The organism is uncultured Microbacterium sp. (assembly GCF_900078385.1).
GTDB lineage: Bacteria > Actinomycetota > Actinomycetes > Actinomycetales > Microbacteriaceae > Microbacterium.
In genome coordinates this window covers 125,741-139,730 of record NZ_FLQR01000009.1, presented here as the reverse complement: position 1 = coordinate 139,730, position 13,990 = coordinate 125,741, and the positions used below count along the sequence as shown (strand labels likewise).

Genomic DNA, 13,990 nt, shown 5'->3' with positions numbered 1-13,990 from the left:
CGCTGTGCGGGCAATACCCAGTGTGAGCACCGACAGCGCGATCATCCGGCGGTCCCTGGATGACCCCTCCGCCTTCGCGGAGCTGTTCGACCGGCACGCCCGCGCCGTCGGCCGTTTCGCGGCACGGCGGGTGGGCGAGCAGGGCGGACAGGACGTCCTCAGCGAGACGTTCCTCGTCGCCTTCCGGCGCCGATCGACGTTCGATCACGCGTGGGAGTCGGCGATGCCGTGGCTGCTCGGGATCGCGTCACGGCTCATCAAGAAGCAGCGGGCGAACGAGGCGCGGCAGTGGCGCTCCGTCGTCGCTTCCGCCGGGGTGGCCGACGGGTGGACCGACGGCGACATCGCGCGCGCCGAGGACCGCACGGATGCGGCCGCGACGCTGGCGCGCCTGGCGCGGGACATCGACGCGCTGCCGTCGCGGGATCGGGAGACGCTGCTGCTGCACGCGTGGGGCGACCTCACCTACGAGGAGATCGCCGTCGCGCTGAACGTCCCGGTGGGAACCGTGCGGTCACGGCTGAACCGGGTGCGAAGAAAGCTCGGCGCCGCCGGCGCGGCGTGGGGAATCGGACGAGAGGAGGGGCGCGATGGACGAGTTCAGCAGGGTGCGTGACCTCGCGCCCGGGACGACGGTCGGCGAGGATGCCGTCGCGACGGCACGGCGACGTCTCATGGCGCAGATCGCCGAGGAGAAGGCGCCCGCACGGCGGCCCGCCGCGCGGGTGATCGCGGCGGCGCGCCGCCCGCGGTGGGGGATGCCGGCAGGCGTCCTCGCCGCCGTGGCGGCCGTCGTGGTCGTCGCGCTGATCGCCGCCGGTGCCGTGCTCGTGGCGCAGTGGATGCCGCGGCCGGCGCCGAGCACGAACGACGACACCGGCACGCTCGACCTCGGCAGGCCGCTGCTGGACCAGGTGCCCGACGGCGGGTTCCTGCGGATCCTGACGACGGCGGAGACGAACTTCATCGGCGAACTCGAGGACCCCGGCGCGGAGTCCGGCGTCCGGGAGGCGGACGGCTACCTCCGCATCCGCTCGGTCGACGCCCTCTACGCCCCCGTCGACGGCGGGCCGTGGCGCATCGCCGGCCCGGAGAGCGAGACCACCGTGATCGACGGTCAGGGTCCCGACGCGGATGCCCTCGTCGCCGGCGAGGGCTGGCTCTCACCGCCCTCCATTACGACCGGGACGGACTTCCCGGCCGTCGATCCCGCCTGGGTGGAGGCGCTGCCGACAGACGCGGACGGCATCATCGCGGCCTTCACCGAACGCTACTTCGGGCCGACCGACGGCACCGGCTCCGCGTCGTTCATCGCCCAGTCGATGCTGGGCGACGCCGCCCCCTGGTACATCGCCGCGCTCGATCAGCGCCGTGGCCTCCTCGACGCGGTGCGCGACGCGGGTGCCACCGTCACCGAGCAGCCGGACGGTGACCTCCTGGTCGAGGTCGGCGGCCCCTACCCGAGCACGACGCTCGTCGACGGCGAGAGCCTCCTGCCGCTGAGCGGATCCAGCGCGGCCGTCGACGTGGGCGGCACGGCGACGGGCCTCCCCGCCCCCACCTGGTCCGTCACGGTGTCGATCGCGACGGAGGCGCCCGATGAGGCGGTTCCGGACGCGGAGCCCGGCGACGGGGCGCGGTGCAATGGGACGCTGATCCCCGGCGAGGCGTTCGCGCTCGGCACGCCGCTGTCGGAACTCGACGACGCCGGCCAGGCGGCGCTCGAGGGCCGCGAGGTTCCGGGCCTGAACCCGGACGAGTGGTTCGTCGTGTCGCAGAGCGCCGACGAACTCCTGCTCATGTCCACCGTGATCCATCAGGAGACGCAGTCCGGTGACGGCGCGACGCACGAGCTGCTGACGATCCGGCGCACCGGAGGCGAATGGGCCCTCGATTCGTGGCAGGGATGCCGGCTGGAGACCGTCCTCGACGGCCTCGGCTCGGTGGACGTCGCACTGGATCCTGCGCACCCGCCGGCAGCGGAGGAGACCGCACTGCACCTGCTCGTCACCGAGCGCGCGTGCAACTCGGGTCAGGATGCCGCGGGCCGGATCCAGGTCGTGACGCTGAACGAGGCCGACGACGTCGTCGAGGTGCTCCTCGGTGTGACCCCCCGCGAGGGCGCCGCCGAATGCCAGAGCAACCCGCCGACCGCCTTCGTGCTGGAGCTCGCGGAGCCCCTGGGCGATCGCCCGGTCTACAGCCTCACCTACCTCGACCCGACCGAGCTCCGCCCTCCGCAGTGACCGTGGCCTCTGGCATCCTGTCGGCATGACGATCGACGTGCGGCCGGCGACGCGCTTCGCTGATGTGCAGACGATGCTGGGGCCCAAGCGTCCGGACGCCGACGTGTGCTGGTGCCTGAGCTACCGCGTGCAGCCCAAGGAGAACGTGTCCCTCCACAAGCAGGCCCGCGGGGAGCGGGTCCGTGAGCTCATGGAACTCGGCCCGCCCGGCGTGCTCGCGTATGACGGCGACGAGGTGGTGGGCTGGGCGGCCGTGCACCCGCGCGCCGATACGGCGTTCGCGACGAACCGGAGGATCCCGCACGTCGACGACCTCGATGTGTGGAGCATCTGGTGCATCCGCGTGCGGCCGGGCCATCGCGGGGAGGGCATCTCGCACGCGCTGCTGGCGGGGTCCGTCGAGTTCGCCCGTGCGAACGGCGCTCCCGCCGTCGAGGGGTATCCCGTCGACAATCACGGCGAGAAGGTCGACCTCACGATGGCGTACGTCGGCACCCGCGCCCTGTTCCAGAAGGCCGGCTTCCGCAGGGCCGCCGGCACCGACTCCGTGCTGAACGGGTACCCGCGGGTGCTCATGCGAAAGGACCTCCGATGACCGCGACCACCGTGCTCGGCCGCCGCTTCGCCCGCGCGGACGCCCTGTGGCTCGACCTCGTCGAGGCGGTGTCGGCCGAGCAGCTCGGCGCACGCCTGCCCGGCCTGCCGTCGAACCCCCTCGGCGAGCAGCTGTGGTGCGTGCTCGGCGCGCGGGAGAGCTACCCGCGCGCCGCCCGGGCCGGCGCCTGGCAGGGCTTCACGAGCCCCGTCACGCACGAGCAGACGACCGATGGCGCCGCTCTCCGCGCCGCCTTCGCGGCGACGGCCACCGACGTGGCGGAGTGGCTCGGGAGCGTCGAGTCCGACGGTGACTGGCAGTACGCGCTCGCGCTCCTCGAGCACGAGACGCAGCACCACGGCCAGCTCATCCGCTACCTGTACGGGCTCGGCATCCCTCGGCCCGAGTCGTGGCAGCAGCAGTACGCCCTCGACGAGGAGTTCTAGCCCGCGGGATCCCGCAGCCCCACTCAGGCGATCTGCCGGAGTCAGGCGGATGCCGGGCACACCGGCCTGAGCCGGGCTGATCGCCGGACGCGGGGGACAGGCGTGCGCGGCGGGGTCAGCGACCGCCGCGGAAGGTCGCGGGATCGTCCTCCGCGATCGCGAGGGCGACGAGACGCACCTGCTCCGGCGCGAGGTCGCCCATCGCGCCGAGGTCGTAGAACCCGACCTCGGTCAGCTCGCCGTCGGCGGGGTGCGGGTCACCGGAGACCCACTCGCAGCGGAACACCAGATCGAGGTAGTCCACCTGGTCGCCGTTGGCATAGGTGATGCGGGGGATCTGGTGAACGAGCGCGAGCCGCTGGACGCGCACGACGACGCCGGCCTCTTCGAGGCATTCGCGGGCGGCCGCGTCGGCGGGCTCCTCGCCCGGGTCGACGATGCCCGACACGCACTGCCACGCGCCGTTGTCGGCGCGCTTGCCGAGCAGCACCTTCTCGTCCCGGAACACGACCGCCGTGGTCCCGACCAGGGGCAGGGGCGCATGCCCGATCTGCTCGCGCAGCGCCAGGACGAAATCGGGAGTGGCCATGCCGACCAGCCTAGGGCGCTCCGAACCCGTGTCCGGAGGCCGACGTAGACTCGACGGGTGGCATCCGACTCCTTCGTACACCTGCACGTGCACAGCGAGTACTCGATGCTCGACGGGGCTGCGCGCATCGGCCCGATGGTCCAGGAGGCCGCCCGCCTCGGGATGCCGGCGCTCGCCGTCACCGACCACGGCAACACGTTCGCCGCGTTCGAGTTCTACAAGACGGCGAAGGATGCCGGCGTCAAGCCGATCATCGGCATCGAGGCCTACGTCACCCCCGGCACCCATCGCAGCGACAAGTCGCGGGTGCGGTGGGGCAGCCCCGAGCAGAACAGCGACGACGTCTCCGGGTCGGGCGCCTACACCCACATGACGCTCCTGTCGGAGACGACCGAGGGGATGCACAATCTCTTCCGCCTCTCCAGCCGTGCGTCGATGGAGGGCTACTACTTCAAGCCCCGCATGGACCGGGAGCTGCTGCAGCAGTACTCGAAGGGACTCATCGCGACGACCGGCTGCCCGTCCGGCGAGGTCCAGACCCGCCTGCGGCTCGGCCAGTACGACGCGGCGCGCGCGGCGGCCGCGGAGTTCCAGGACATCTTCGGCAAGGAGAACTACTTCGCCGAGATCATGGATCACGGCCTTTCCATCGAGCGCCGCGTCATGACCGACCTGCACCGCATCGCGAAGGATCTGTCGATCCCGCTCGTCGCGACGAACGACCTGCACTACACGCACCAGCACGACTCGACGAGCCACGCGGCCCTCCTCTGCGTGCAGTCCGGCTCGACCCTCGATGACCCCAACCGCTTCAAGTTCGACGGGGACGGCTACTACGTCAAGACGCCGGCCGAGATGCGGCAGATCTTCCGCGACCACGAGATCGCGTGCGACAACACGCTGCTCATCGCGGAGCGCTGCGAGGTCGAGTTCAACACGTCGGCGAACTACATGCCGCGCTACCCCGTGCCCGACGGCGAGACGGAGGAGAGCTGGTTCGTCAAGGAGGTCGAGAAGGGGCTGGAGTACCGCTACCCGGGCGGCATCCCCGACGAGGTGCGCCGGCAGGCGGAGTACGAGACCGGCGTCATCGTGCAGATGGGCTTCCCGGGCTACTTCCTCGTCGTCGCCGACTTCATCAACTGGGCGAAGGACCACGGCATCCGCGTCGGTCCCGGCCGTGGCTCGGGTGCCGGCTCCATGGCGGCCTACGCGATGCGGATCACCGATCTCGATCCGCTCCGCCACGGCCTCATCTTCGAGCGGTTCCTCAACCCCGACCGCGTCTCGATGCCCGACTTCGACGTCGACTTCGACGACCGGCGTCGCGGTGAGGTCATCCAGTACGTGACCGAGAAGTACGGTGACGAGCGCGTCGCGCAGATCGTGACCTACGGCACGATCAAGGCGAAGCAGGCGCTCAAGGACGCCGGCCGCGTGCTCGGCTTCCCGTTCAGCATGGGCGAGAAGCTGACGAAGGCCATGCCGCCGGCCGTCATGGGCAAGGACATGCCGCTGGAGGGCATGTTCGACCCGACGCATCCGCGGTTCAAAGAGGCCAGCGAGTTCCGCGCCGTCATCGAGACCGACCCCGAGGCCAAGACGGTGTTCGACACCGCCGTGGGCCTGGAGAACCTGAAGCGGCAGTGGGGGGTGCACGCCGCCGGCGTCATCATGTCCTCCGAGCCCCTCATCGACATCATCCCGATCATGAAGCGGGAGCAGGACGGCCAGATCGTCACCCAGTTCGACTACCCGTCGTGCGAGTCCCTCGGCCTCATCAAGATGGACTTCCTGGGGCTCCGGAACCTCACGATCATCGACGATGCGCTGGACAACATCGCCGCCAACCGCGGCGAGAAGCTGGTCCTCGAGGACCTCACACTCGACGATCAGGCGGCCTACGACCTGCTGGCGCGCGGCGATACGCTCGGCGTGTTCCAGCTCGACGGCGGGCCCATGCGCTCGCTCCTGCGCCTCCTGAAACCCGACAACTTCGAGGACATCTCCGCCGTCATCGCGCTGTACCGTCCGGGCCCCATGGGCGCGAACTCGCACATCAACTACGCGATGCGCAAGAACGGGCAGCAGGAGATCACCCCGATCCACCCGGAGTTCGAGGAATCGCTCAGCGAGATCCTGAACACCAGCTACGGCCTCATCATCTACCAGGAGCAGGTGATGGCCATCGCGCAGAAGGTGGCCGGGTTCAGCCTCGGCCAGGCCGACATCCTCCGCCGCGCGATGGGCAAGAAGAAGAAGTCCGAGCTGGACAAGCAGTTCGAGGGCTTCGAAGCCGGCATGCACGCGAACGGGTATTCCGACGGCGCCGTTCAGAAGCTGTGGGAGATCCTCCTGCCCTTCTCCGACTACGCGTTCAATAAGGCGCACTCCGCCGCGTACGGACTCGTGTCGTATTGGACGGCGTATCTGAAGGCGCACTACCCGGCGGAGTACATGGCCGCCCTCCTCACGAGCGTGGGCGACGCGAAGGACAAGCTCGCCGTCTACCTCAACGAGTGCCGGCGCATGGGCATCCGGGTGCTCCCGCCCGACGTGGGGGAGTCGATCCGGTACTTCGCGGCCGTCGGCGAGGACATCCGCTTCGGCCTCGGCGCCATCCGCAACGTCGGCGCGAACGTCGTCGACGGGATCGTGCAGGCGCGCCAGGACGACTCCTTCGTGAGCTTCCACGACTTCCTCTCCAAGGTGCCGATCCACGTCGCCAACAAGCGGACCGTCGAGTCGCTCATCAAGGCCGGCGCGTTCGACTCGCTCGGCTCCACCCGCCGCGCGCTCATGGAGATCCACGAGGACGCCACCGAGGCGGCCGTGGACACGAAGCGCAAGGCGGCCACCGGGGCCATCGGGTTCGACTTCGACAGCCTCTACGACGAGGCCGAGGAGATCATGCCGGCCAAGGTTCCGGAGCGCCCGGAGTGGACCAAGAAGGACAAGCTCGCCTTCGAGCGCGAGATGCTCGGCCTGTACGTCTCCGACCACCCGCTCGCGGGACTCGAGATCCCGCTGGCCAAGCACGCCAGCACGTCGATCCACGACCTGCTCGCCTCCGACGACGTGCAGGACGGCGACCAGGTCACCGTCGCCGGGCTCGTCACGAGCGTGCAGCACCGGGTCGCGAAGCAGAGCGGCAACCCCTACGGCATGATCACCGTCGAGGACTTCGACGGGGAAGTCACCGTGATGTTCATGGGCAAGACGTACGCCGAGTTCCAGTCGCTGCTGGTCTCGGATGCCATCCTCGTGGTGCGGGGACGGGTGTCGCGCCGCGACGACGGGCTGAACCTGCACGGGCAGACGGCCTTCGTCCCCGATCTGGGGGCCGTCGACGCGTCCGGACCACTCGTCCTGCTCATGCCGGAGCACCGGGCCACGGAGTCGATGATCGAGCGCCTCGCCGAGGTGCTCGGGCGGCACACGGGGTCGACCGAGGTCGCGCTCAAGCTCCACAAGGGCGGCACCGCGAAGGTGTTCGAGGTGCCCATGCCGGTGTCGGTGAGCGTCGATCTGTACGGGGAGCTCAAGGGCCTCCTCGGCCCGCAGTGCCTCGGGTGAGGCAGGTAGGATCGCAGACGCCCGTTGAACGGCCCCGGAAGGATCATCGTGAACGACGCGAAGCCCACCCCCGACAGCACCGACGACACGGCGGCGACGACGCCCGCCGAGGACGTCACCACTGACGGCAGCACACTCGACGACAGCACGCCGGAAGACAGCACGCTGGAAGACAGCACGCCTGGCGACAGCCCGGCCGCCGGCCCGTACGGCGTGGGACCCTTCTCGGTCCGCGAGGTCGCCCTCGGCGGCGTGTGGCTGCTGGCCTTCATCGTCTCCTTCTTCCCGATCTACGGCCCGATCGGGTCGGGCGTCACGGTGTGGGGCGCCGGGATCGACTGGGTCCTCACGATCGGCGTGCCCACGGCCGCCGTCTTCCTCCTCGCGCTTCGTCGCCTCTCGCCGGACGGCATCCGCCGCGTCGGCTCGCTCGGCATCGACCAGTTCGCCTCGGTGGCCTTCTCCGTCTCCGCGGTCGTCTGGCTCAGCATCCTGTGGAACTCCTTCGTCTCGCTCGCGGGCTCCCGCGTCTTCGTCGCGACCTGGGTCGTGTGGGTCGAGTTCTTCCTCATGCTCGCGGGCGTCGTGCTGACGGTGTTCGCGCCGATTCTCCCCACGCTCCGCGACGACTTCCGCGGCCGCGCCGAGGTGGTGGCACACAATGTCGCCCGTCCGACGCGCGCCGTCGTCCCGCGTCCTGTCCGTCCCGCCCGCCCCGTCGCGGACCGGCCGGAGACTCGTGCGCAGGATGCTGCCGCACCCGTCTACGGCGATGCTCCCGCGTACGGCTCCGCGCCCGTCGCGCAGCCCGTCGACGCGGCCTGGCCGCAGACGACCGAACCCGCGGACCCGACGGCGGTCCTCTTCCAGGAGCCGCAGGACGAGCCGACGCCCGAGCCGCAGGCGCCCGCCACCCAGGCATTCTGGGCGCTTTCGCCGGTCGAGCGCGACGTCGTCGACGAGCTCGGGATGCCGCTGTTCACCGTCGGACCCACCGCGTGGGCGCTCGTCATCGAGGACCGCGGCGACACGTTCGTCGTCCGTCACGAGGACGGCCGCGTCGGGTACCTGCACGACACCTCGGGCGTCACGCGCGGCTGAGCGGCGAGGCCGCACCGGTAGTCTGGAGTGATGCTCCGCACGATCGATCTGCGCGGCCGCGCCCTCACCCCGACCGAGCTGCTGGCCGCCGTGCCGCGTGCCACCGCCGCTCGCGACGAGGCCCTGACCACCGCCGCCCGCATCGTCCACGACGTCGCGGCGCGCGGTGAGAAATCGCTGCGCGAGCAGGCGGAGCAGTTCGACGGCGTCGCCGACCACGACATCCGCGTCCCGGACGCCCACCTCGACGAGGCGCTCGCGGGGCTCGACGCCGATGTCCGCCGTGCCCTCGAGGAGGCCATCCGTCGCGTCCGTCTCGCCTCGGCCGCCCAGGTGCCGCCGCCGATCGTCACCGACCTCGGCCCGGGGGCCCGCGTCGAGCAGCGCTGGGTGCCGGTGCGCCGGGTCGGCGTCTACGTGCCGGGCGGGAAGGCCGTCTACCCCTCCAGCGTCGTGATGAACGTCGTGCCGGCGCAGGTCGCCGGCGTCACGCAGGTCGCGCTGGCCTCGCCGCCGCAGCGCGACCACAGCGGCCGCGTCCACCCCGTCATCCTCGCCGCCGCGCGGCTCCTCGGCGTCACCGAGGTGTACGCGATGGGCGGGGCCGGCGCGATCGGCGCCTACGCCTACGGGGTGCCGTCGCTGGGGCTCGCCCCCGTCGACGTCATCTCCGGGCCCGGCAACAACTTTGTGGCGCTCGCGAAGCGGGTCGTGGCGGGCATGGTCGGCACCGACTCGGAGGCAGGCGCCACCGAGATCCTCATCGTCGCCGACGACTCCGCCGACCCCGCGCTCGTCTCCGCAGACCTCATCAGCCAGGCCGAGCACGACGAGCAGGCCGCGGCCGTCCTCGTCACGACGTCGGCGCGTCTCGCCGAGGCCGTCCAGGCAGATGTCGCCGTGCGCGCCGGTGCCACGCTCCACGCCGCGCGGATCGCGCAGGCCCTCACCGGCCCGCAGTCCGCCATCGTCCTCGTCGACGACCTCGCCGCCGCCACCGCATTCAGCAACGCCTATGCCCCGGAGCACCTCGAATTGCACCTCGCCGACCCGCTGGTGACCGACTTCGTCAACGCGGGTGCGATCTTCGTCGGCGATCACTCGCCGGTGAGCCTCGGCGACTATCTCGCCGGCAGCAACCACGTGCTGCCCACCGGTGGGCAGGCGCGGTACGCCGCGGGACTGTCCGCGTCGACCTTCCTCCGCCCCCAGCAGGTGATCGCCTACGACCGCGCAGCACTGGAATCTGTGCGGGACGACATCGTCGCGCTCGCCACCGCCGAGGTGCTCCCCGCGCACGGCGAGGCCGTCACCGCGCGTTTCGACGCGTAGTCTGGAGCCGCCATGCACTGCCCCTTCTGCCGTCACTCCGATTCGCGCGTCATCGACTCCCGCACGAGCGATGACGGCCTCAGCATCCGACGCCGTCGGCAGTGTCCGGAGTGCGGCGGCCGCTTCTCCACGATCGAGACCGCGAGCCTCAACGTCATCAAGCGCTCCGGCGTCATCGAGCCGTTCAGCCGGGAGAAGGTGATGTCCGGCGTGCGCAAGGCCTGCCAGGGCCGTCCGGTGACCGAGGCGGACCTCGCCGTCCTCGCCCAGGCGGTCGAGGAGTCCGTGCGGCAGACCGGTTCGTCGCAGATCGACACGAATGAGATCGGGCTCGCCATCCTCGGACCCCTGCGCGACCTCGACGAGGTGGCCTATCTGCGCTTCGCGAGCGTGTACCAGGCGTTCGACTCGCTGGAGGATTTCGAGTCCTCCATCTCGCAGCTGCGCGCCGACCACACGGCACGCGTCGCCGACACCGAGGCATAAACCCGGCGCGCGGCCGGGACGCCGCGCCTCGCGACCGTAGGCTGGACGCGATGTATCCCTTCGTCTTCCGCCACGTGTTCACCCGCATGGACCCCGAGACGGCCCACCACGCCGCGATGCTCGTGATCCGCGCCCTCGGCGTCTGGCCCCTCCGGCCCATCGCCCGCGTCCTCACCCGCCCCGATCCCCGGCTGCGCACCGAGGCCCTCGGCCTCGTGTTCGACTCGCCGTTCGGCATCGCGGCCGGCTTCGACAAGAACGCCATCGCCACGGCGGGCATCTACGCGCTGGGGTTCGGGCACGTCGAGGTCGGCACCGTGACGGCGATCCCGCAGGACGGCAACCCCCGCCCGCGGCTCTTCCGCTTCGTCGGTGACCGGGCCCTCGTCAACCGCATGGGCTTCAACAACCACGGCGCGGCCGCTGCCGCCGCACGTCTGCGCAGGGCGCGTCGCCGCTCGGGCACCCTCGTGCTCGGAGTGAACATCGGCAAGAGCCGCGTCGTCGACGTCGCGCACGCCACGGAGGACTACGTCGCCAGCACCCGCGAGGTCGCCCCCGTCGCGGACTACCTCGTCGTCAACGTCTCCTCGCCCAACACACCCGGGCTGCGAGGGCTCCAGGCCGTCGAGACGCTTCGGCCGCTGCTGGCGGCGGTGCGCGATGCCGCCGGGTCGACCCCGCTCCTGGTCAAGATCGCACCCGACCTGGACGACGACGAGGTCGATGCCATCGCGCGGCTCGCCGTCGACCTCGGACTCGCCGGTCTCGTCGCCACCAACACGACGATCTCCCGCACGGGACTGTCCACGCCGCCCGAGAAGGTGGATGCCGCGGGCGCGGGCGGGCTCTCCGGTGCGCCGCTGAGCGAGCGTGCGCTCGAGGTGCTCCGGATCGTCCGCGCCGCCGTGCCGGCCGAGTTCTGCATCATCGCGGCCGGGGGAGTGGAGACGGCGGACGACGTCCGCGAACGCCTCGCCGCCGGCGCGACGATCGTGCAGGGGTACACCGGGTTCATCTACCGCGGCCCGCTGTGGGCGCGGCAGATCAACCGCGATCTCGCGCGGCGCTGAGCGCGCCGCGCGTCAGGCCGGGTGCTGCCCGCGCTTGACCTGCGGCTTCGGCAGACGCATGAATCGCATCTGCACGCTGCGCATGGCCGCGTACCAGCCGCTGCCCTTCTCCAGGCGGTCGGCGCCGAACTTCGCCGAGATGGCCTTCTTGACGCGAATGCTCGTGATGATCATGTCGCCGACGGCGAAGAGGATGAAGACCCACAGGCCGACGAACGCGTAGTAGGTCACGGCGGCGTTCGGCAGGAGGCTCAGCAGGATCACGAAGACCATGAGCGGCATGAGCAGCTCGCCGAGGTGCCACCCGGAGTCGACGAAGTCGCGGGCGAAGCGGCGCTGCGCGCCGCGGTCGCGCAGCGGCAGGTACTTCTCGTCGCCGTTGGCCATGCCGATGCGGGCCTTCTCGCGCTTGGCGGCGAGGTCCGCCTTGGCGCGTGCCTTGGCTTCCTTGGTGTCCGCGACGAGCGGGCGCTTGCGGGCCGCCTCACGCTCGGCGCGCGTCGGGGTGGGCCGGTTCTTGCCGGGGCCGGAGGTCGCGTCCGACTCGGCGTCGGATGCGGGGACGGAAGGTGTCTTGGCCACGGTGGGGGTCCTCGGTTCGCTGGAAACGTGCCCTCTAAGATTACCCGCATGACCTCCGACCTGTCCCGCCGCGACGCCGTCCGCGACGCCGCGCTCTCCGCCGTTCCCGCCGCCCTCGCCGATCTGGGCACGCTCGTGCGCATCCCGTCGATCGCGTTCCCGGGTTTCGACCGCGCGGAGGTGCAGCGCAGCGCGGAGGCGGTGAAGGGCCTGCTGGACGGGCTGGGGATCTTCGAGAGCGTCGAGATCAAGACGGCGACGGTCCCGGCGACCGGAAACGCGGGGATGCCGGCGGTCCTCGCCACCCGCGCCGCGCGCCACGGCAAGCCGACGATCCTCCTGTACGCCCACCACGACGTGCAGCCCGTCGGCGACGAGGCCCTGTGGGACTCGCCGCCCTTCGAGCCGACCGTGCGCGACGGCCGGCTCTACGGGCGCGGTGCCGCAGACGACAAAGCGGGCGTCATGGCGCACGTCGGCGCCCTGCGCGCACTCGTCGACGCCCTCGGCACCGACTTCGACCTCGGCGTCAGCCTCTTCATCGAGGGCGAGGAGGAGGCCGGCTCCGCCTCCTTCGCCCCGTTCCTCAGCGACAACGCGGACGCGCTCCGCGCCGACGTGATCGTCGTGGCGGATTCCGGCAACTGGGATGCCGTCACACCCGCCCTCACCGTCTCGCTCCGCGGAAACGCCCGGTTCACGCTGACCGTGCGGACCCTCGACCACGCCTCCCACTCCGGCATGTTCGGGGGAGCCGTGCCGGACGCGATGATGGCGACCGTCAAGCTCCTGGCCACCCTGTGGGACGACGAGGGCGCCGTGGCGGTGGCAGGGCTCACCGAGCGCGATGCCGAGACGCCCGCCTACACCGAGGAGACGCTGCGCAGCGAGGCGGGTCTGCCCGCGGGCGTCAGCCCCGTCGGGCGCGGCACGATCCTGAGCCGGATCTGGAACAAGCCGTCGATCACGGTGACCGGCATCGATGCCCCCTCCGTCCTCAACGCCTCGAACACCCTGAGCCCCGAGGTCACCGTCGTCATCAGCGCGCGGATCGCGCCCGGTCAGAGCGCGAAGGACGCCTACACCGCCGTGGAGGCGCACCTGCGCGCGCACGCGCCGTTCGGCGCCGCGCTGAGCTTCACGGACGTCGACCTCGGCGACGCCTTCCTCGTCGACACGAGCGGCGCCGCCGTCGCGCGGGCGCGGGAAGCGCTGGCGGAAGGGTACGGCGTCGACTCCGTCGACATCGGCGTGGGCGGGTCGATCCCCTTCATCGCCGACCTCGTCCGCGAGTTCCCCGCTGCGCAGATCCTGGTCACCGGCGTCGAGGACCCGCACGCTCGCGCGCACAGCCCGAACGAATCGCTGCACCTGGACACGTTCCGCCGGGCGCTCGTCTCCGAGGCGCTGCTCCTGGAGAGCCTCGACGCGTCGGCGCTCTGAGCGGCGCGCTCACCGGTCGCGGCCCGTGCACCGGTGAGCGGCGTAGAATCGTGGCATCCAGCCGTCTGACAACGGCCCGAAACCTGGGAGCGCCATGACCGACATCGCCACGACCCCCGTCGAGACCACGCCGGCACACGGTGTCGGCCTCACCGAGGCTGCCGCCGCGAAGGTGAAGAGCCTGCTCGAGCAGGAGAACCGCGACGACCTGCGCCTGCGCGTCGCGGTGCAGCCGGGCGGATGCTCGGGCCTGATCTACCAGCTGTACTTCGACGAGCGCTACCTCGACGGCGACGCGACGGTGGACTTCGGCGGCGTCGAGGTCATCGTCGACGACATGTCCGTGCCGTACCTCGACGGTGCGTCCATCGACTTCAAAGACACGATCTCGGAGCAGGGTTTCACCATCGACAACCCCAACGCCGCGGGCAGCTGCGCGTGCGGCGACAGCTTCCACTGATCGCGCCGGAAAACCGCGTCGGGTGACCCTCGACATCCTGGACGGTTGGCCTGAATCGGGT

At 71.0% G+C, this 13,990-nt stretch carries 13 protein-coding genes; 11 read left to right on the top strand and 2 right to left on the bottom strand.

Annotation, left to right across the window (positions count from 1 at the left end; all coding sequences use genetic code 11):
- Positions 1-22: 22 nt before the first annotated feature.
- Genes QZL85_RS12070 through QZL85_RS12055 form a run of 4 tightly spaced genes read left to right on the top strand, consistent with a single transcriptional unit; the run spans position 23 to position 3,287 of the window.
- Complete coding sequence (locus QZL85_RS12070) at positions 23-616, top strand: RNA polymerase sigma factor (RefSeq protein WP_295577023.1); 594 nt, start codon at positions 23-25, stop codon at positions 614-616.
- Positions 591-2,246, top strand: coding sequence for a hypothetical protein (locus tag QZL85_RS12065; RefSeq protein WP_295577021.1), 1,656 nt, complete (start codon positions 591-593; stop codon positions 2,244-2,246). Before QZL85_RS12070 ends, QZL85_RS12065 begins: the two co-directional genes overlap by 26 nt.
- Before the next feature lie 25 nt (positions 2,247-2,271).
- A complete protein-coding gene (locus QZL85_RS12060) occupies positions 2,272-2,841 on the top strand; it encodes a GNAT family N-acetyltransferase (protein ID WP_295577018.1) in 570 nt (189 codons plus the stop codon).
- Entirely contained in the window at positions 2,838-3,287 is a 450-nt protein-coding gene (locus QZL85_RS12055) for a hypothetical protein (RefSeq protein WP_295577016.1), read from the top strand. The genes QZL85_RS12060 and QZL85_RS12055 overlap by 4 nt, the downstream gene beginning before the upstream one ends.
- 115 nt (positions 3,288-3,402) lie before the next feature.
- Here the strand turns inward: QZL85_RS12055 and QZL85_RS12050 are convergent, their stop codons facing one another.
- Positions 3,403-3,876: an NUDIX domain-containing protein gene (locus QZL85_RS12050; RefSeq protein ID WP_295577014.1), complete on the bottom strand. Its 474-nt coding sequence runs from the start codon at positions 3,874-3,876 to the stop codon at positions 3,403-3,405.
- Between the two features lie 57 nt (positions 3,877-3,933).
- Here QZL85_RS12050 and dnaE point away from each other — a divergent pair, with 57 nt between their 5' ends.
- From dnaE to QZL85_RS12025, 5 genes are read left to right on the top strand one after another with little or no spacing between them, the layout of a single operon-like run.
- Entirely contained in the window at positions 3,934-7,452 is a 3,519-nt protein-coding gene (gene dnaE, locus QZL85_RS12045) for a DNA polymerase III subunit alpha (RefSeq protein WP_295577011.1), read from the top strand.
- A 48-nt stretch (positions 7,453-7,500) separates the two neighbouring features.
- The gene (locus QZL85_RS12040; protein ID WP_295577009.1) at positions 7,501-8,553 is read left to right on the top strand and encodes a hypothetical protein; all 1,053 of its coding nucleotides are present in this window, start codon (positions 7,501-7,503) and stop codon (positions 8,551-8,553) included.
- A 30-nt stretch (positions 8,554-8,583) separates the two neighbouring features.
- The gene (gene hisD, locus QZL85_RS12035) at positions 8,584-9,885 is read left to right on the top strand and encodes a histidinol dehydrogenase (RefSeq protein ID WP_295577006.1); all 1,302 of its coding nucleotides are present in this window, start codon (positions 8,584-8,586) and stop codon (positions 9,883-9,885) included.
- Positions 9,886-9,897: 12 nt separating this feature from the next.
- Positions 9,898-10,371, top strand: a complete 474-nt coding sequence (gene nrdR, locus QZL85_RS12030) for a transcriptional regulator NrdR (protein ID WP_295577003.1) — start codon at positions 9,898-9,900, stop codon at positions 10,369-10,371.
- Between the two features lie 50 nt (positions 10,372-10,421).
- Positions 10,422-11,444: a quinone-dependent dihydroorotate dehydrogenase gene (locus tag QZL85_RS12025; protein WP_295577001.1), complete on the top strand. Its 1,023-nt coding sequence runs from the start codon at positions 10,422-10,424 to the stop codon at positions 11,442-11,444.
- A 12-nt stretch (positions 11,445-11,456) separates the two neighbouring features.
- Here QZL85_RS12025 and QZL85_RS12020 read toward each other — a convergent pair whose 3' ends face one another.
- The gene (locus QZL85_RS12020) at positions 11,457-12,026 is read right to left on the bottom strand and encodes a DUF3043 domain-containing protein (protein ID WP_295576999.1); all 570 of its coding nucleotides are present in this window, start codon (positions 12,024-12,026) and stop codon (positions 11,457-11,459) included.
- A 48-nt stretch (positions 12,027-12,074) separates the two neighbouring features.
- On the opposite strand from QZL85_RS12020, the gene QZL85_RS12015 reads away from it, so the two are divergent.
- Both QZL85_RS12015 and erpA read left to right on the top strand, forming a co-directional pair.
- Positions 12,075-13,469: a dipeptidase gene (locus QZL85_RS12015; RefSeq protein ID WP_295576996.1), complete on the top strand. Its 1,395-nt coding sequence runs from the start codon at positions 12,075-12,077 to the stop codon at positions 13,467-13,469.
- A gap of 94 nt (positions 13,470-13,563) precedes the next feature.
- Positions 13,564-13,929, top strand: a complete 366-nt coding sequence (erpA, locus tag QZL85_RS12010) for an iron-sulfur cluster insertion protein ErpA (protein WP_295576994.1) — start codon at positions 13,564-13,566, stop codon at positions 13,927-13,929.
- Positions 13,930-13,990 lie beyond the last annotated feature (61 nt).